This window comes from Rhodococcus sp. MH15, from assembly GCF_019266045.1.
Taxonomy (GTDB): Bacteria; Actinomycetota; Actinomycetes; order Mycobacteriales; family Mycobacteriaceae; genus Rhodococcus_F; species Rhodococcus_F qingshengii.
Genome location: NZ_LPNP01000080.1, coordinates 313,057 through 329,602 on the forward strand (window position 1 = coordinate 313,057; position 16,546 = coordinate 329,602).

The 16,546-nt window shown below is 62.1% G+C and carries 17 protein-coding genes; 8 read left to right on the top strand and 9 right to left on the bottom strand.

The features are described 5' to 3' along the window. Positions 1-2: 2 nt before the first annotated feature. The 6 genes from ATN37_RS24260 to ATN37_RS24285 all read right to left on the bottom strand — a co-directional run bounded on the left by ATN37_RS24260 (position 3) and on the right by ATN37_RS24285 (position 5,337). Positions 3-2,042, bottom strand: a complete 2,040-nt coding sequence (locus tag ATN37_RS24260; protein ID WP_218695707.1) for a YhgE/Pip domain-containing protein — start codon at positions 2,040-2,042, stop codon at positions 3-5. Positions 2,043-2,175: 133 nt separating this feature from the next. Beyond that, the gene (locus ATN37_RS24265) at positions 2,176-2,772 is read right to left on the bottom strand and encodes an SRPBCC domain-containing protein (RefSeq protein WP_075834640.1); all 597 of its coding nucleotides are present in this window, start codon (positions 2,770-2,772) and stop codon (positions 2,176-2,178) included. Continuing rightward, positions 2,769-3,146 carry a helix-turn-helix transcriptional regulator gene (locus ATN37_RS24270; protein WP_003942971.1) on the bottom strand — a complete coding sequence of 126 codons (378 nt, stop codon included), beginning with the start codon at positions 3,144-3,146 and terminating at the stop codon, positions 2,769-2,771. The genes ATN37_RS24265 and ATN37_RS24270 overlap by 4 nt, the downstream gene beginning before the upstream one ends. 61 nt (positions 3,147-3,207) lie before the next feature. After that, the gene (locus ATN37_RS24275) at positions 3,208-3,891 is read right to left on the bottom strand and encodes a GntR family transcriptional regulator (protein WP_075834638.1); all 684 of its coding nucleotides are present in this window, start codon (positions 3,889-3,891) and stop codon (positions 3,208-3,210) included. Between the two features lie 36 nt (positions 3,892-3,927). Next, complete coding sequence (locus ATN37_RS24280) at positions 3,928-4,659, bottom strand: aspartate/glutamate racemase family protein (protein WP_218695708.1); 732 nt, start codon at positions 4,657-4,659, stop codon at positions 3,928-3,930. Positions 4,660-4,833: 174 nt separating this feature from the next. Beyond that, positions 4,834-5,337, bottom strand: coding sequence for a PASTA domain-containing protein (locus ATN37_RS24285; protein WP_054827219.1), 504 nt, complete (start codon positions 5,335-5,337; stop codon positions 4,834-4,836). A gap of 209 nt (positions 5,338-5,546) precedes the next feature. On the opposite strand from ATN37_RS24285, the gene ATN37_RS24290 reads away from it, so the two are divergent. The 5 genes from ATN37_RS24290 (at position 5,547) to ATN37_RS24310 (ending at position 10,607) form a co-directional block, all read left to right on the top strand. Beyond that, positions 5,547-6,173, top strand: coding sequence for a type 1 glutamine amidotransferase (locus ATN37_RS24290; RefSeq protein WP_007730853.1), 627 nt, complete (start codon positions 5,547-5,549; stop codon positions 6,171-6,173). Between the two features lie 119 nt (positions 6,174-6,292). After that, positions 6,293-7,462 carry a DUF4185 domain-containing protein gene (locus ATN37_RS24295; protein ID WP_058226906.1) on the top strand — a complete coding sequence of 390 codons (1,170 nt, stop codon included), beginning with the start codon at positions 6,293-6,295 and terminating at the stop codon, positions 7,460-7,462. Positions 7,463-7,484: 22 nt separating this feature from the next. Next, positions 7,485-8,747, top strand: a complete 1,263-nt coding sequence (locus ATN37_RS24300; protein ID WP_003943037.1) for a response regulator transcription factor family protein — start codon at positions 7,485-7,487, stop codon at positions 8,745-8,747. A 148-nt stretch (positions 8,748-8,895) separates the two neighbouring features. Beyond that, on the top strand, positions 8,896-9,984 hold the full coding sequence (locus tag ATN37_RS24305; RefSeq protein ID WP_007730860.1) for an S-(hydroxymethyl)mycothiol dehydrogenase: 1,089 nt from the start codon (positions 8,896-8,898) through the stop codon (positions 9,982-9,984). Continuing rightward, positions 9,981-10,607: an MBL fold metallo-hydrolase gene (locus ATN37_RS24310; protein ID WP_007730862.1), complete on the top strand. Its 627-nt coding sequence runs from the start codon at positions 9,981-9,983 to the stop codon at positions 10,605-10,607. The genes ATN37_RS24305 and ATN37_RS24310 overlap by 4 nt, the downstream gene beginning before the upstream one ends. Positions 10,608-10,656: 49 nt before the next feature. Here ATN37_RS24310 and ATN37_RS24315 read toward each other — a convergent pair whose 3' ends face one another. Then, complete coding sequence (locus ATN37_RS24315; protein WP_218695709.1) at positions 10,657-11,631, bottom strand: phosphotransferase enzyme family protein; 975 nt, start codon at positions 11,629-11,631, stop codon at positions 10,657-10,659. An 83-nt stretch (positions 11,632-11,714) separates the two neighbouring features. Beyond that, a complete protein-coding gene (locus tag ATN37_RS24320; protein ID WP_007730865.1) occupies positions 11,715-12,206 on the bottom strand; it encodes an Lrp/AsnC family transcriptional regulator in 492 nt (163 codons plus the stop codon). A gap of 137 nt (positions 12,207-12,343) precedes the next feature. Between ATN37_RS24320 and kynB the strand changes: the two genes are divergently transcribed. Genes kynB through ATN37_RS24335 form a run of 3 tightly spaced genes read left to right on the top strand, consistent with a single transcriptional unit; the run spans position 12,344 to position 15,823 of the window. Continuing rightward, entirely contained in the window at positions 12,344-13,075 is a 732-nt protein-coding gene (gene kynB / locus ATN37_RS24325; protein WP_063315570.1) for an arylformamidase, read from the top strand. Next, positions 13,072-14,337: a kynureninase gene (gene kynU / locus ATN37_RS24330; RefSeq protein ID WP_063315571.1), complete on the top strand. Its 1,266-nt coding sequence runs from the start codon at positions 13,072-13,074 to the stop codon at positions 14,335-14,337. Before kynB ends, kynU begins: the two co-directional genes overlap by 4 nt. A 52-nt stretch (positions 14,338-14,389) precedes the next feature. Continuing rightward, positions 14,390-15,823 (top strand): amino acid permease, encoded by a 1,434-nt coding sequence (locus ATN37_RS24335; RefSeq protein ID WP_218695710.1) that lies wholly within the window; start codon positions 14,390-14,392, stop codon positions 15,821-15,823. 13 nt (positions 15,824-15,836) lie between these two features. Here ATN37_RS24335 and ATN37_RS24340 read toward each other — a convergent pair whose 3' ends face one another. Further along, a complete protein-coding gene (locus ATN37_RS24340; protein WP_019745675.1) occupies positions 15,837-16,523 on the bottom strand; it encodes a dienelactone hydrolase family protein in 687 nt (228 codons plus the stop codon). Positions 16,524-16,546: the final 23 nt, after the last annotated feature.

Below are 16,546 nucleotides of genomic sequence, written 5' to 3' on the forward strand. Positions count from 1 at the left end.
GCTCACGCTTGCGTTTGCTGGAGGTACACGATCTCCTCGGTGATCGGCGCGTCGTCATCGGCGTCGGTCGGCGGTTCTTGTCGGCGGCGCCACCAGATGGTGAACAGGACGGCTCCGATCACCAAGGCAGCCAGAGCGATTACCGCCACCCAGAATTTCGGGCCGTAGTATCCGACAAGGACCATGCGCATGGCGTTGCGCGCCCACGTGAGTGGCATCAGAGCGTGCAGCCTCTGCAGAACCGTCGGCATCTGTTCGATGGGGTATACCGCGCCGAAGGCGAAGATCTGAATCATCAAGGCGCCCAGAGCGATGAAGGTTCCGTTGACGGCACCGAACACAACGGTGAAGAGCCTGCCCGAGCTGACCGCGGCGGCACCCACCAGGATCATCACTGCGATCATCGCCAGAACACTAGGTGGTTCGACGTTTGCCACGGTCAGTGACACCACCGACAACACGAGCGCCGCGACCAAGGTGACCAGGGCGGGAATGCGGTAGCGGCGCAGCCCCTCACGTACCACGCTGGTGTGCGAGTTCAGTGAACGTCCGCGTCGTGGGCGGACGACGAACCACGTGAGAATTCCGCACAGGAACAGTGCCACCGAGATCACGGCAGGGACGGCTCCCGGCCCGAAACCGGCTGCGGGATAGTTGTTCCGCGCGTCGACGGCAACCGGGGAGGAGAGGAGATTGGCCGTGGTGGCGCGCTCGTCGTCCGTGAACTGCGGTACCTGGGCGGCACCGTCGGACAAACCGGTGGCGAGTTCCGCGCTGCCCGCGTCGAGCTCGCCGACGCCGGCCGATAGCTGCCCGAGACCGTCACGGAGCGCAATACTTCCAGTGTCCAACTGCCCCAGCCCGGTGGAGAGTTCCTGTGCACCGGTAGCGAGTTGGCCTGCGCCGTCGGACAGTTGGCCCAGGCCGGTGTTGAGTTCACCTGCACCGGCCGCGGCGGCAAGGAGCCCACCACGGTAGTCGCTGCTCGGATCAGTGAGCTGCCGCGAGATTTCCCGCGCGCCGTCGCGAAGCTGGCCGAGCTGACCGATCACGTCGTCGTCCGACGGTTGTGCAGTCAGGGAAGCCCGCAGTCCAGCCAGGGCTTCGACGAGTCCGGCGGAGACCGGATCGGCCGAGTTTCGAAGCATCGACGTGAGGGCGTCGATCTGACCGACGACGGCGTCCGAGGACCCCGCGAGGTCGAGTACCGGGGTGGTGACCATGTCGACCACTTCGCTGATCTGTCGGGCGCCTGCGCCGAGTTCGTCGGTGCCCCCGACCAACTGGTTGAGTCCGCTGCTCAGCTCGCCCGAGCCTGCAGCAGCTTCGCCAGCTCCGGCAGCCAGCTCGCCGGCTCCGGCGGCCAGCTCCTTGCCGCCCTGATTTGCTTCGCCCATGCCGGTGGCGAGTTCCTTGCTTCCAGCGTAGAGCTCGTTGGTTCCGGCAAGCGCTTCGGAGGATCCGTCGGACAGCTGTTGCGCTCCTGCTGCTGCTTCACCGAATCCTGTTCCGAGTTCACCCAACCCGACCAGCACCTGGTCGATGGACTGCTCGCCGATCGACTCGGAGACCGCCGAGCGCACCTGAGCGATGATGCTTTCACCGACCGGGCCGGCGACCAGACTGTTGTAGTCGTTGTACACGACGTCGAGTTCGGCCTTGCGGCCCGAACCCGATGCGGCACTGGCCACATCCGCGCTGAAAGTTTTCGGAATGACGACCGAGAAGTAATAGGTGCCGTCGTTGACGCCGTCGGCGGCTTCCTGTTCCGAGACGACCTTCCATGCAACGTCTCCGCTCTCGACGAGCGCGGCAACAACTTCATCGCCGGCTTGCAGACGTGTTCCGTCGAGTTCTGTGCCCGCATCGGCGTTGACGATGGCGACGGGCAAGCGGTTGACCGTGTCGCCCGGATCCCACAGTGCCCACATGTAGAACGCCGCAATCGACAGCGGTGCGATGACGAGGACAGCGAGAACTGTCCGGATGATGTGCGTGCGTCGCGTCGTGGCCGCGTTGTCGACTACGGGTTGTGGCGCCATGTGGAGCTCTCTTCTCGTGGACCGAAGCAGGTGTGGCACGAAAGGAAGCCACCAAAACTGCTGGACATACGTCCAGCTCGGTCACGATACAAAGCTAACGGCCATCCTGTGACCGTTTTCGAAGAATTGGGCGTTATCGGCCGCCGTGCTCTGCCTCGATCTTTGCCCACGCCCACCCTCGGAAGTTGGCCAGACGAAGCTCCTCTGCTTCGTCGAAGGTGTACCACTCGGTGCTCGGCGCATCAGGGAGAGTGCCGCGCAAGTATTCGCCCAGGTAGTGAAGTGGGCCTTCCCAGCCGGTTCCGACGCCGTAGCAGCCGGTGTCAGGGTCGTTACGGAAGACATCGGCGACGGAGGCGTGCTCCAACTCGAGCCAGGTGGCGTCGGGGCCGTCGGCAGTCAGCCGGATCTCGACCTGATCGCTGTATCCGCGATCGCCGGGCGGTGTCCACTGCAGTCGCAGCAGGTGTGGGGCGTCGCAGGCCAGGATCTCGCCACTTGCCTGGCCTTCGAAGGCGTACGAGCCGCCCACCTGGAAGTTTCCGCTCACCGGAAGGAAGAAACGGTTGATGCGGTCAGGGGTCGTGATGGCATCCCAGACGTCGTCGACCGACGCGTTGTAGCGGCGCTTGAGTACGGCTGTTCGAGCCGAACCTTCTGCGATGTCGCGGTTACCCATGCTCCGCTCCACCGCGGTGAGGCTGGTGTCCTGGTTCGCGATCTCGGTCATTGTGAGTCTCCTTCGTCGGAAGAATTCGATTGTGAAGATCTGCTCCGCTTCGAGCCGCGTCGTTTCCCGCGGGCGAGTTCTGTGGCCAATGCGTCGAGAGGGCCGCTCCAGAACTGCCGGAATCCGTCGAGCCATTGGTCCACTTCTTGCAATGGCGCGGGCTCGACGGCATAGAGACGCCTGGTGCCTTCGCTGCGGACGGTGGCGAATCCGTTTTCTCGGAGTACTCGCAGGTGTCCGGACGCGGTCGGTTGCGAGATTCCGAACTCCGCTGCCACGACTTCGGCGATCTGACCCGCCGAGCGCTCGCCGCCGGACAGGAGTTCCATGATTCGTCGCCGCACTGGGTCTCCGAGAACGTCGAATGCATGCACCAATCATTTATATCGGCAATGACCAATATAGGCAAGCGCCGAAACTTGTACCCGGACTCGGTCAGTCCGAGAGCGCGAACTCGTCGGCGTCGAAAAGTTCGCCGATCAGCCCGCCGAGATGGCGTCGATGTTCGGCTGACAGCGTCGCTGCCGCCTCGGCATCGTGGTCTGCGCACAGCTCGATCAGCCTGTTGTGATGATCGACGGAGTCCTGGCTCCCGAGGAGGCTCGAGAACTTGCGGTAGTAGATGCGGTGAATTTGTGGGTGAACCTGGTGAATCAGCTTCTTCAACAGCGGATTCGCCGCAGCATCGATGATGACGCTGTGTAGGCGATCGTCTGCGGTCAGGGCTCGGCCTATGTCGTTTCGCTTGACGGCGGCAGCGAAGTCCTTGTTGGCCGAACGCATCGCCCCGATCATCTCGTCGGTGAGATTCGGTACAGCGGTGACGACGGCCAGTTGGTCGAGAGCTTCGATGACTGCGAGTGTTGCCTCGACGTCACCGCGGTCGAGGGTGGTGATGCGCGTGTACGCACCGGGTTTCGCTTCCACGAGTCCGGTGTCGACCAGCCTTGCGAGCGCTTCGCGGACCGGAGTTCTGCTCAAGCCCAGATACTCGGCGAGTTCGCTGTCCTTGATCTTCGAGCCCGGCGCCAGTTCACCGGTGACGATCGCTTCGCGAATGCGTTCGAGAGCGATGTCGCTCATTCGTGCTCGCTCAACCGGTTTACCGCCACGCAACATACTGGATATCGTACTCTGCAGCCTCCCTGCTGCAGGTCAGCCCGAAACGACCATCCAAGGGTGTCTCCGGGCATCTGCAACCCGCCGGAGCAGAGCGCGGGCGAGAATTGTTGCCGGATCGATGATCTGACAGGTTGTGGCGTCGGCGGGCAGTCCGAGCGGAATCTCGGTGCACCCGGCCACGACGACCTGCGCGCCCGATTCGACGAGAAGATCAGCGGCCCTGACGAGCTTGTCGGTGGTCTCGTCTCCGACGTTGCCGCTCTTGATTGCTCGGATCGCCGGCATCACCAGTTCGTCCTGGATCGCAGGTCCGGGCACCAGGACGTCAATCGAGTATTCCGACAGCCATTGTTGATACAACCCGGTGCGGACCGTCCCCGTGGTGGCCAATAGTCCGACGGATGTGACGGCGGGTGAGAGCGTCCGGATGTGCCGAGCGACTTCGTCGATCATGTGGACGACGGGAAGTCCCAGTTGGGACGAGATGGCGGGCAGGAAGGCGTGGGCGGTATTGCATGGGATGGCGAGCGTCGTCGCACCCGACTCTCGGAGAACGCGCGCACCGCGGATCAGCCAGGGGGTGGGGTCAGGGCCGTTCTCGGTGAGTGCCAATGTCCGGTCGGGAACGGTGGGATCGGCCCAGATGACAACTTTGGGGTGCTCCTGATCCGTCGAACCTGGTGTCAGCGCAACGAGTTTGGAGTAGAAGTCGGCAGTAGCGGCGGGCCCCATGCCTCCGAGTATTCCGATGACGGGGTCGCTCATGGCCGCCGGAGAGTTGACGCTCTGCCGTATTCGTTGCACCTTCATATTGCAATCCAACCTTTCGCATCCAATATATTGGATACTCGTAATGTTGACTACAGTGAAGGAGATCGGAGGTGGTTGTCAAGTAAGGCGCAGCGTTCCCGGAATTGCGAAGTTCGAAAACTCAGTCGATCAGCAAGGGTTCGGTTCGCCGATCTTCACGGCCGAGAGCACGGCTTCGATTTCCCCGAAAGGACTTCCGGCAGAGGGTGTCTGATCGACGACAATCCAGTTGGAATCGACCAGTTGGCGTCGACCCGCGCCGGTTGCGTCAGCACTTCTGGAGAAGAAGACTCCGGCCGACTGAATGGTGTCCTGCGCGTCTTGAAGATTCATGCACACGACGTTGGGCATGATCGCGGGAGCTGCAGCGGGCGTCACTTCCGCGGCGACTGGGGTCGTGGCCAGTGGAGAATTCGTCGTACCGATCACCGAGGTGGTCAATGGAGCCCGAGTCGTCGTGGGTTGAGTTGTCGAGGTTGCAGTGGTGGTCGCGGTGGATGTTGATTCGGCCTCGCTGTCGGTGCTTGTTCCTGAGCACGCGGCAAGTGACGCCAAGGCGAATGCGCTGAGTCCGATGCGAACGGCAGTTGAGGGCGGGCGAATCGATGTCGAAAAGAGGTGTGGTGCGCGCACAAACGTTCCTTGTCGGTAAAGGGGCGATGAAAGCGGAGATTCGAGCGCAGAGCACATCCGACGCCGTCGATGTGCCTTATGTCGAATAGAACCATAGGCTTTCGGCACCGGATTCGAGAGGAATTGCCTACATGCATTTTCTGGAACTACGACACGCGCAGTGTGAACCCCCAGCGGCGTATTCGCCTGTCCTGGAGAGCTACGGAGACGTGCAGACTGTTCTTCTGGGCACCGACCCGCTTCCTGCGCATCGACGGTTCGACGCCGTGATCGTGATGGGCGGGCCGATGGGCGTCGGCGATCAGGGCGAGGTCGAGTGGTTGGCATCCGAGATCGAATACATTCGCGATCTGGTCGAGAGCGACGTCCCGGTGTGGGGAGTGTGTCTGGGTTCGCAGTTGCTCGCCGCGGCGCTGGGTGCTCGCGTCTACACGGGCGCTGTGCCTGAAGTCGGAGTTGAGGAGATCACCTTGACTGTCGAGGGCCGGCAAGATCCCGTGTGGGGAGATCTGCCCTCCACATTTCCTGCAATGCAATGGCATTCGGATACCTTCGACATTCCGAACGGCGCGGTGCGGCTCGCTGGTTCAGCCAAGTATCCGAATCAACTCTTCCGATACAAGCAGAGTTACGCCGTTCAGTTTCACCTCGAAGCGTCCTCCGCGGTGGCGCGCGAATGGATGGAACTGGCCGAGTACCGCGATTCGCTGCATGCTTCGCTGGGAGCGGACGGTCCGCGCATCTTCATGCAGCAGTTGAGTGCAGCCGAGTCGCAGGGGCTCGAGATTGCCGCAGCCGTGATGGAGAAATGGTTGAAATCCATCTCCACCGAATAAGCCCGTTTTGTCCTGATTGACCGATTTACCTGTTACCTTGTGTTCTCGTGGGTGGATGAACCGATCCGGTCGAGCAACACACCTCGTAGAGTCCGGATCTCCCCCGCGAAAGGGGAGCGATGCGCCGGATGCGGAAGATATCGACAGCAGCAGTGACGTGTGTACTCGCGTCGACCGCGGTCTTGGGGGCGACCCAGGCCAATGCATCCCCGTGGGATTGCAATGTCACCGGGAGCTTGGATCAATCAGGTGGGCCGACCAATCCGATTCCCTGGCTCAACGGCACGGATGGCAAACTGCCGGAATTGCAAGGCCGCACCTCGGCGGTCGAGTACATCACGGGCGCGCTGAGCCCCAACCAAACCGTCGAGCGGTTCAACGTTCTCGGCACGGATCTGGGCATCATGTGGGACAACGGCGCAGGTCAGGTCCTGACAGCTTTCGGTGACACCGTCGGTATCGGATCTGACCCTCTGTGCTCCGGGGTGGTCGGCGACTGGCGCAGCAACGTCCTGTTCCGTAGCTCCGACGGAAATCTGTCCGACGGCATGAACATCGACTCCTCACCGACCGACCGACCGAATCACTCGCGCGAGATCATCGGAAGTCTGAAAGTCACCGGCGTCGAAACCAGCAGCATTCCGACGACGGGTATCTCGGTGGGTGGCGTTCAATACGTCAATTACATGTCGATCCGCTCGTGGGGAGGGTCGGGCGAGTGGGTCACCAACTTCTCGCAGATCGCGTCCTCACACGATAACGGTGAGACCTGGCAGGTCGAACCGGCCTCGTCCCGGCCCAATCTGCCGTTGACGGGTAACGACAACTTCCAGATGGGGTCCTTCGTCAAAGACGGTGGTTACGTCTACAACTTCGGTACCCCCGCGGGACGTTTCGGCGAGGGGCGCCTTTCGCGGGTCAAGGAAGCCTCCATCGCGGACGTCGCGGCGTACGAATACTGGGACGGAAAGGCATGGGTCCCCAACAATCCCGCTGCCGCGGCGGTAGTTCTCGACGGGGATGTCAGCGAACTGTCGGTGCAGTACAACAACTATCTCGGCAAGTTCGTCGCGATGTACTCCAACGAGTGGGGAGCGCTGGTGCTGCGGACGGCGTCGGACCTGACCGGTCCGTGGAGTGCACCCGACGTAGTGATCGGCACCGACGAGGTTCCGGGACTCTACGGCGCGTACATGCACCCCTGGTCGCAGGGGCAGGACCTCTACTTTCTCGCCACCACGTGGTCCGACTACAACGTGATGCTCATGAAGACCACGCTGCACCAGTGAACCGGATGGTTATCGTTGAACGGTGAGCACCACCGACAATGCGCTACTGATCACCGCCCTTCGAGACGTGTTGGTGGGACCACTTCCCGAAATCGGCCGACGATTTTCGACGCTGATCGCGGACATGGCGCCGCACACCTCTCTGGTGATCTTCACCCGTGAGTGCACCGGTAGGCCGCGCAAGGTTGCCGGGGATCCAGCTGTCGTCGATCGTGTGACCATCGCCGAACTCGACCGTATCCGTACGGATCTCACTGTCGGACAGATATTTCGGGGAAAGTGCGCTATCGCCGGCCGAGACCGTGAAGTGCTCGCGATGCTCGATCGAACAGACACCCTCCTCGTGCTGACGCCACACCCCGGACCGGTGAAGGCGGCATCCCTCGAATTGATCCAGGCACTGTTCGCGGTGACTGCAACCGGAATTCAGCTCCAGGTGCGGAACGCGAGTCCGGCATATCTCGCCGAGTCGCGGGCAGCGTCGTCCGAGCGTGCACGCACCGTGGCAGAGATGACGGAGGTGCATGCGGCCACCCTCGAGACGATGCTGGCGACGCTGCGCTCGGCGGATCTCGACGACACGCGTGCTCGAACCTCGGCCAGGGAGACTGCGGCTTCGGCCCTGATCGGCCTGCGTTCGGCCGTCGACGTGCACCGCGAGTTGGCCGAGGAGTCGACCACCACCGCTTTTGCGCGGATGCGTGGGGAATTGCGTTCGCTGCTCAAGCATCGGGAAATCGCGTTGGAGTTGGTGGAGCCACCCGTCGACGGGCGTGGGTTACCCGGTGAAGTGGCGCACGGCGCCCGCGCGGTCGTCCGCGGCGCGGTCTTGGCCTTGTCGGATCAGCAGACGCTCTCGCGAATCCGGGTGGCCTGGACCCTCGACGCGGCTTCGCTCTCGATCGACATCCGCGACGACGGTGGTGGTGAAGCCGACGTGATCGACGTGGAACGCCAATTACGTTCGAGGGTAGAGACTTTGGGTGGAACCGTCGAATCCGAGTCGACGCCCGGGTGGGGGAACCGGATCAGCGCAACCATCCCGCTCGACGCGCCCGTCGCCCTACCGAACCGCGACGTCCTGACGGAACTGGCTCCGCGGGAGTTCGAGGTACTCGAGCATCTGGTGGCCGGACGGCGCAACAAGGCAATCTCGGAGCGACTCGGCGTCAGTGAGAGCACAGTCAAGTTTCATGTTGCCGGGGTCCTGCGAAAATTGGGCGTCGAGAGTCGGGGTGCGGCGGCCGCCGCGGGCGCCGAGGCCGGCGTGAAGCCTGCACCCTAGTCCTTTCGGCCAGGTCGGTCAGTCAGTTCGACCAGGGTTGCGGGCACCTACTTCGGGCTAACCTTTCAACGAGTGCACATATCGCAATGTGAAAACACGGCGCCATGTGACGACACGTCCTCAATCGCACGAAGCCAGGAGCAAAGCCATGCCACAGCAGGTACGCGGCGTCATCGCCCGATCCAAGGGTGCCCCCGTCGAAATCGTCCCCATCACGATCCCCGATCCCGGCGCCAACGAGGTAGTGGTCGCCATTGCAGCGTGCGGTGTGTGCCACACCGACCTGACCTACCGCGACGGCGGAATCAACGACGAGTACCCGTTCCTGCTCGGGCACGAGGCGTCGGGCATCGTCGAGAGCGTCGGCCCCGGTGTCACTCACGTCGAGGTGGGCGACTTCGTCGTCCTCAACTGGCGTGCCGTATGCGGGCAGTGTCGTGCGTGTAAGCGTGGCCGCCCGCAGTACTGCTTCGACACGTTCAACGCCGAGCAGAAGATGACGCTCGAAGACGGCACCGAACTGACGCCGGCACTCGGCATCGGCGCATTCGCAGACAAGACGCTGGTTCACGAAGGCCAGTGCACCAAGGTCGACGCCTCGGCCGATCCGGCTGTCGTCGGACTGCTCGGTTGCGGCGTCATGGCCGGCATGGGTGCCGCGATGAACACCGGCAACGTCGGACGCGGTGATTCGGTGGCCGTGATCGGGTGTGGCGGCGTCGGCGACGCAGCGATCATGGGTTCACGCCTGGCCGGTGCCAATACCATCATCGCCATCGACCGGGATCCACGAAAGCTGGAGTGGGCCACGGAACTTGGTGCCACGCACACGATCAATGCCACCGAGGTCGACGACGTCGTCGAAGCAGTCCAGGAGCTGACCGGAGGTTTCGGTGCCGACGTGGTTGTCGACGCAGTCGGCCGTCCCGAGACCTGGAAGCAGGCGTTCTACGCCCGCGACCTCGCGGGAACCGTAGTGCTGGTGGGAGTTCCGACGCCGGACATGAAGCTGGAAATGCCTCTGGTGGACTTCTTCTCGCGCGGCGGAGCCCTCAAGTCGTCGTGGTACGGCGACTGCCTGCCCGAGCGTGACTTCCCCGTTCTGGTCGACCTGTACCAGCAGGGGCGTCTGCCGCTCGAGAAGTTCGTCAGCGAGCGCATCAAGCTCGACGAGGTGGAGAAGGCATTCGAGACGATGCACCGCGGCGAGGTTCTCCGTTCGGTGGTGGTCCTGTGACATTGCGAGTCGATCGCGTCGTCACCTCGGGCACGTTCAGCCTCGACGGCGGAACATGGGACGTCGACAACAACATCTGGCTGATCGGTGACGACAACGAAGTGGTGATCGTCGACGCAGCTCACACCGCGCAGCCGATCATCGACGCTGTCGGTGGACGCAAGGTGATCGGAATCGTCTGCACCCACGGCCACAACGACCACGTCACCGTTGCACCGGAGCTGGCCGAGAAACTCGACGCTCCGATCTACCTGAACCCGGCCGACGATGTCCTCTGGGAGATGACTCACCCCGGGGTGAAGCATCTGAGCTTGGAAGATGATCAGCGTATTGCTGTGGCGGGTACGGACATTCTGGCCATCCACACACCGGGCCATTCCCCGGGGTCGACCTGCCTCTACCTGCCCGAGGCGGGGGAACTGTTCAGCGGCGACACCTTGTTCTCCGGTGGACCCGGCGCAACGGGGCGGTCGTACTCAGACTTCCCGACCATCATCGGGTCCATTCGCGACAAGCTGTTCGCGCTCCCCGCCGAGACCAAGGTTCACACCGGTCACGGCGACGGCACGACGATCGGTACCGAGGCGCCGCATCTCGAAGAATGGATCCGCGCCGGATCCTGATGTGGTCAGAAGCGAAGTGGGGACGCCGGTACCGGCGTCCCCACTTTTGTCACAACGCTGATGCCCAACCGGCGGTGTCGTTCTCACCCGGGATCGCCATCAGGCCGTGCCACAGTTCGAGGATCTCGAACCATTCTGTCTCGGATCGGCTGAGGGGACGGACGGATTCGTAGCCGGCGCGCAGGCTCTGCCGTACCGCGATCGGTGTCGGTCGCCAATCGGTGAACAGGGTGCCCAGATAGACGCTTGCCTTGGCCAGGTCGCTCACCCGGTGGTCGATCACCACGTCGTCGAAGTCGAGTACTCCGGTGGTCCGAGAGTTTCGAGTCAAGATGTTGGCTGCACGGAAGTCGTTGTGTACCAGTTGAGTTCGGTCATCGAGCTCGGACGCCCGCGCCAAGAGATTCGTGAGCCTACGCGTTGCCTCAGGCGCGAACCCGCGGTCGAAATTCTCCAGCCAACCACCGATGCGCTCCTTCAACCCGGTGCTGCGCGACGAGAACACCGATCCGTCGACATGGGTGGCGCCGAGCGTTCGGTGTATTTCTGCCAGACATGCTCCTGCCGAACGGACCGCCGCGCGGTCCTGCACGTCCAACCAATCTCCCGCCAACTCCGGCAGTACGGTGAACGACACTGCGCACGAAGGCCCTTCCAGTGTTTCCCGGTCCAACAGTGTTTCCCGGTCCAATCCGTTCAGGGACGTGATTGGTGACGGAACGGGCACGCCCTGCGCGGCGAGTGCGCTCAGCAGGCGCGTCGACGCCTCCAGGTTCGCGAAGCGCTCTGTGGCGCGCGACCACTTCACCACCAGCCCACCGCGGTCGCTCGCAACCCACACGATCGCGTTCTGGTCACTGATCGCCATTCGCGAGCATTCGAGGGCCGTCAATCCCCAAGTCTGCTCGAGTACCGCCGAGACCCAATGGGTGGCTGCGCGGAAGCTGTTGAATCCGAATCGCTGCTTCAATGCGGCTTCCGGCTCCACCGATTCCCAGAGCATGGACAACCCGAGTGGCAACATGCCGTTCGACTCTAGTGGGGAGAAGTTCGAATCGAGGTGCCGATCTCGGAAGCACTCGAAGACGCCTTGGCGACAGCTGCAGTTCAGCCGCCTTGACTCAGTTCGCTGAAGATCAGGTTGGTCTGGGTATTGGCGATGGCCGGATCGTTGAGGTGCGCGCTGACGAAATCGCGAAGCCGAGTGGGGGATTCACACGACACGTGTACCAGGAGATCACGGTCCCCACTCATCAGGAACACTCGCTGAACGGAATCCAATCCGCTCAGGTGCTCGGCAATTTCCGTCATTCGACTTCTGGCGTGGGAGTGAATCAGAATCGACACCATCGCCGAGATCTCGAGGCCGAGTAGCTCGAGGTCTATGTCTGCGTGAAACCCCTTGATGACGCCCGATTCGCGTAGAGCGCGCATCCGCGCCAGAGCGGTCGACGGCGCTATCCCGACCTTCTCGGCGAGTGCGTTGTTGGGGATGCGTGCATCCCGGACGAGTTCGCGGAGAATCGCTGTATCGACGTCGTCGAGCCGAACATGATTCGGCCGAGCCGCGGCTGCCGCCCGTTCGATCGCATTAATCATCCGATTTCTCCCTGCCGTCGCGAAAATATTCAGCAACTATTGACCGCGCCCGTCGATGATTCTAGCTTTTGCCAAACACATCGAATTATCAAACGGTCGAGATCTACACAGTCGACTGTTGCGACGAAGGGGTCTGGATGCTTCCGAGGATCGGCCGACACGCGGGCGACGGACACACGGGCGACTGGAGGGCGCGGTTGATCGACATCAGCCCGCCGATCTCCGAATCGACGCCCGTGTGGCCAGGTGATACCGCCTTCAACCGGGCTGTCACGTCCGACCTCGGCGGCAGTGACGCCGTCACCATCAACCGAATCACCACCACTCCTCATATCGGTGCTCATGCCGATGCGCCGGCGCACACTCGCATCGACGGCGCGACCATTGGTTCCGTTCCCCTCGAGCCCTATCTCGGCGAAGCACTGGTGGTCGACATGACGGGGGTCGACGGTGCCGCCTGCATCAGGCCCGTCGAAGAGACGGTGGAGCGACTCGGCGGCCATCTGCCGCAACGGCTGATTCTGAGGACGTACCCGAAGTACCCACGCGAGTGGGACAACGACTTCGCCGGTGTATCTCCGGAGCTGACCCACTGGTTCGCCGACCGCGGTGGAGTTCTGATCGGAATCGACGGCGCCTCGTTCGATCCGATGGACAGCAAGACCATGGACGGGCACCACGCGGCAAGCGATCGTAGCGTCGCGATCCTCGAAGGACTTTGCCTCGACGACGTCGACGAAGGCTACTACGAGTTGATCGCACTGCCGCTGAAGTTCCTCGACCTCGATGCCAGCCCGGTACGGGCCGTGCTCCGGACTCTGCCTTCATCACCCTCAACGCCGACACATGCAGGAGAAGAATCGTCATGACATCGACAACCACACTTTCGTTGGAAGACTGCGTCAAGGCCGACGCAGTGGATCCCCTGAGGGAGTTCCGCCGCGAGTTCGCGATTCCGGAGGGCGTTCTCTACTTCGACGGAAACTCGCTCGGCGCGCGTCCCATTGCCGCGCAGGAATGCGCCGCGAGAGTGATCGGCGACGAGTGGGGCAACGGCTTGGTTCGCAGTTGGAACGAGGCTGGATGGTTCGACCTCCCGGTCCGCCTCGGTGACAAACTTGCCCCGTTGCTGGGAGCAGGTGAAGGCGAAGTGGTAGTAACGGATTCGACGTCGATCAACCTGTTCAAGGCATTGGCCTCCGCGCTGTCCATCGCGGCTGCACAGGATCCCAGCCGGAAGGTGATCGTCTCCGAGCGCGACAATTTCCCCACTGACCTCTACATTGCGGAGGGCATCATCTCGCTGCTCGATCAGGGATACGAACTACGCCTGATCGACCAACCGGGCGACCTCACCGAAGCAGTAGGACCGGACACCGCCGTAGTGATGTTGTCGCACGTCAACTACCGCACCGGAAACCTGTATGCGATGACGGAAGTCACTGCAGCAGTGCAGGAACGTGGCGCCCTCATGATCTGGGATCTCGCACACTCGGCCGGCGCCGTCACTGTCGATCTGAGCGGTGCCGACGCCGACTTCGCGGTCGGGTGTACGTACAAGTACCTCAATGGCGGTCCGGGTTCACCTGCATTCATCTGGGTCAACCGTCGCCATCAGAACACCGGAATCCAGCCGCTGTCCGGGTGGTGGGGGCACGCGCGACCGTTCGCGATGGAGTCGGCCTACGAACCGGGCGCAGGAATACGACGGTTTCTGAGTGGTACTCAACCCATCACGTCGTTGTCTCTCGTCGAATGTGGTCTCGACATCATGCTCAAAGCTGACATGGCCGACATCCGCAGCAAGTCGCTCGCGCTGGCCGATCTCTTCATCAGCCTCGTCGAGGAGCGTTGCGCTGCCTACGGTTTGGAGTTGATCACGCCGCGCGAGCACGAGCGTCGTGGCTCGCACGTGAGTTTTGTTCATCCCGAGGGCTATTCCATCATGAAGGCTCTCATCGCGCGGGGCGTCATCGGCGACTACCGCGAACCAGGAGTGCTGAGGTTCGGTATCACTCCGCTCTATCTCGGATACGCCGACGTGTGGAACGCCGTCGACGTGTTGCGAGGCATCCTCGAGAACAAGTCCTGGGATCGCCCCGAATTCCGCGAGCGCGACGCAGTCACCTGATTCTTCCAAGTTTCCGCGGACCGGGAGGTACCGCCTTTCGCAAGGAGCTTTCATGAGTGATTTCAAAAACATTCAGCAGCGAGAATCAGGTCTCAAACGCGAACTCGGCCCCAAGCAGATGAGCATGATCGCGCTCGGCGGTGCAATCGGCACCGGACTCTTCCTCGGCAGTAAGTTCGCCATCGGATTTGCCGGCCCGAGCGTCATCATCAGTTACGCGATCGGCGGGTTGATCGCCCTCCTGCTGATGGGTGCCCTCGCCGAAATGACTGTTGCACATGCGACATCAGGTTCGTTCGGTGCGTACGCAGAGTTCTACGTCGGACCGTTGATCGGCTTCCTCGTTCGCTATCTCTACTGGTCGTGCATCGTCCTCGCGGTCGGTACCGAGGTCACCGCAATCGGTGAATATATGCAGTTCTGGTTCGCCGACGTACCGTCATGGCTGTGGATCGTGTTGTTCTCCGGAGTGCTGGTCGGCGTGAACATGTTCAACGTCAAGGCCTTCGGAACGATGGAGTACTGGTTCTCGACGATCAAGGTCTTCGCGATCGTGGCGTTCATCGTGATGGCAGCGTACGTAGTGTTCGGTAGCGGGAACCCGGACTACGGATTTCACAACTACACGGCCGGTGGCGGATTCTTCCCGAATGGTTTGTCCGGCATGTGGTTTGCCGTGATCGTATCGATCTTCAGCTACTTGAGCATCGAGATGATCGCCATTGCAGCCGGTGAGGCGGAAAACCCCGCGGTGGCGGTGAAGAAGGCGTTCCGTGTGACGATCGTCCGACTGTTCGTCTTCTACATCGCAACGCTTGCCCTGATTCTGGCAATCGCTCCGATGGACAAGATCTTGAGCGGCGGAAGTCCCTTCGTCACGGTGATGCAGGTTGTGAAGATTCCGGGCGCAGACAGTGTGCTGAACTTCGTGGTGATCATCGCCGCGCTGTCCGCGATGAACAGTCAGCTGTACGTGTCTTCGCGAATGATGTTCTCGCTCTCCCGTGCTGGTGACGCGCCGGCCATTCTCGGCAAGGTCAGGGCCAACGGCTCACCGGTCAATGCCTTGCTGCTGTCGACGTCGGGTATCGCCGTCGCAACCATCGTCTACGTGCTCTTTCCCGAGCAGGCATTCACCTTGATGATCTCGCTGTCGATGTTCGGGGCGATGGCGACGTGGCTGCTGATCTTCGTGACGCACTGGTTCTTTCGCAAGCGGATGGCAAGCGAAGGACGAACCCTCTCGTTCACGATTCCGTTCTTCCCGGTGGGGACGATACTGGGTGGTGTCCTCATGGTCGCGATCCTCGTCACGACATTGTGGGTCGAGGATTTCAAGATGACCTTGGTGTTCGGGGTGCCGTTTGTTCTTGCCGTGATCGGCATCTACTACTTCACCCGATCACGTCGGGCGCAGAGTCGAGCGGTAACGGCTGAACAGGTTCAGGACGAGATCACCGGCACGGTGGTCAAGCGGGTTCCCTGACTTACATTGGCAATCACAGGGTTTCGGCGAAAAACTCCATAGTGCGGGTCCAGGCGAGGGCAGCAGAATCCGGGGCGTAGTGGCTGGTCGAAGTGTCGTTGTTGAACGCGTGGCCGGCGTCGGCATAGCGGTACACCCGGGCGAGATCGGACGCGGTTGCGCGCAATTGCTCGACGCTCTCCGGCGGGATACTCGGATCGAGGTCGCCGTAGTGACCGAGCCACGGGACCTGCAGTTGCGCTGCAAGTTCGGTGCCTGCGGCAATCCCATCCCATCGGGCTTCTGCAACGCCGCCACCGTAGTACGTGACAGCGGAATCGACGAGGGGTACGGCGGCACACCACAGGGATGCGGTGCCGCCCATGCAGAATCCGAGGGAGCCGACTTTGTCTGCTCCCTCGGATCGGCTGTAGTCGACGGCGGCACGTACGTCGTGGCCGATGCTTGTGCTGTCGAGTGCCATGAGCGCATCCTTCGCGGACGGGAAGTCGGTGAAGGAGGTCTGTGCGCCGCGGTGGTAGAGATGCGGGGCGACGGCAAGGTAGCCGGCATCGGCGAGGCGTTCGAGGATGCTCTCGATGTGTTGGTTCACGCCCCACGCTTCTTGGAGAACTACTACCGCATGTCTCGGTTCACTCGGCGAATCCGGTCGGCTGACGGTCAGCGGTACATCACGTGTGGTCGTCGTGAAAGTTCCCATGTCCCGACTGTATGCGAGCCCAG

Excerpts from the sequence above, each read along its gene's own strand:
- ATN37_RS24260 (WP_218695707.1), bottom strand. The coding sequence starts at position 2,042 with ATGGCGCCACAACCCGTAGTCGACAACGCGGCCACGACGCGACGCACG.
- ATN37_RS24265 (WP_075834640.1), bottom strand. The coding sequence starts at position 2,772 with ATGACCGAGATCGCGAACCAGGACACCAGCCTCACCGCGGTGGAGCGG.
- ATN37_RS24275 (WP_075834638.1), bottom strand. The coding sequence starts at position 3,891 with ATGTTGCGTGGCGGTAAACCGGTTGAGCGAGCACGAATGAGCGACATC.
- ATN37_RS24280 (WP_218695708.1), bottom strand. The coding sequence starts at position 4,659 with ATGAGCGACCCCGTCATCGGAATACTCGGAGGCATGGGGCCCGCCGCT.
- ATN37_RS24295 (WP_058226906.1), top strand. The coding sequence starts at position 6,293 with ATGCGCCGGATGCGGAAGATATCGACAGCAGCAGTGACGTGTGTACTC.
- ATN37_RS24305 (WP_007730860.1), top strand. The coding sequence starts at position 8,896 with ATGCCACAGCAGGTACGCGGCGTCATCGCCCGATCCAAGGGTGCCCCC.
- ATN37_RS24315 (WP_218695709.1), bottom strand. The coding sequence starts at position 11,631 with ATGTTGCCACTCGGGTTGTCCATGCTCTGGGAATCGGTGGAGCCGGAA.
- ATN37_RS24320 (WP_007730865.1), bottom strand. The coding sequence starts at position 12,206 with ATGATTAATGCGATCGAACGGGCGGCAGCCGCGGCTCGGCCGAATCAT.
- kynB (WP_063315570.1), top strand. The coding sequence starts at position 12,344 with ATGCTTCCGAGGATCGGCCGACACGCGGGCGACGGACACACGGGCGAC.
- kynU (WP_063315571.1), top strand. The coding sequence starts at position 13,072 with ATGACATCGACAACCACACTTTCGTTGGAAGACTGCGTCAAGGCCGAC.
- ATN37_RS24335 (WP_218695710.1), top strand. The coding sequence starts at position 14,390 with ATGAGTGATTTCAAAAACATTCAGCAGCGAGAATCAGGTCTCAAACGC.
- ATN37_RS24340 (WP_019745675.1), bottom strand. The coding sequence starts at position 16,523 with ATGGGAACTTTCACGACGACCACACGTGATGTACCGCTGACCGTCAGC.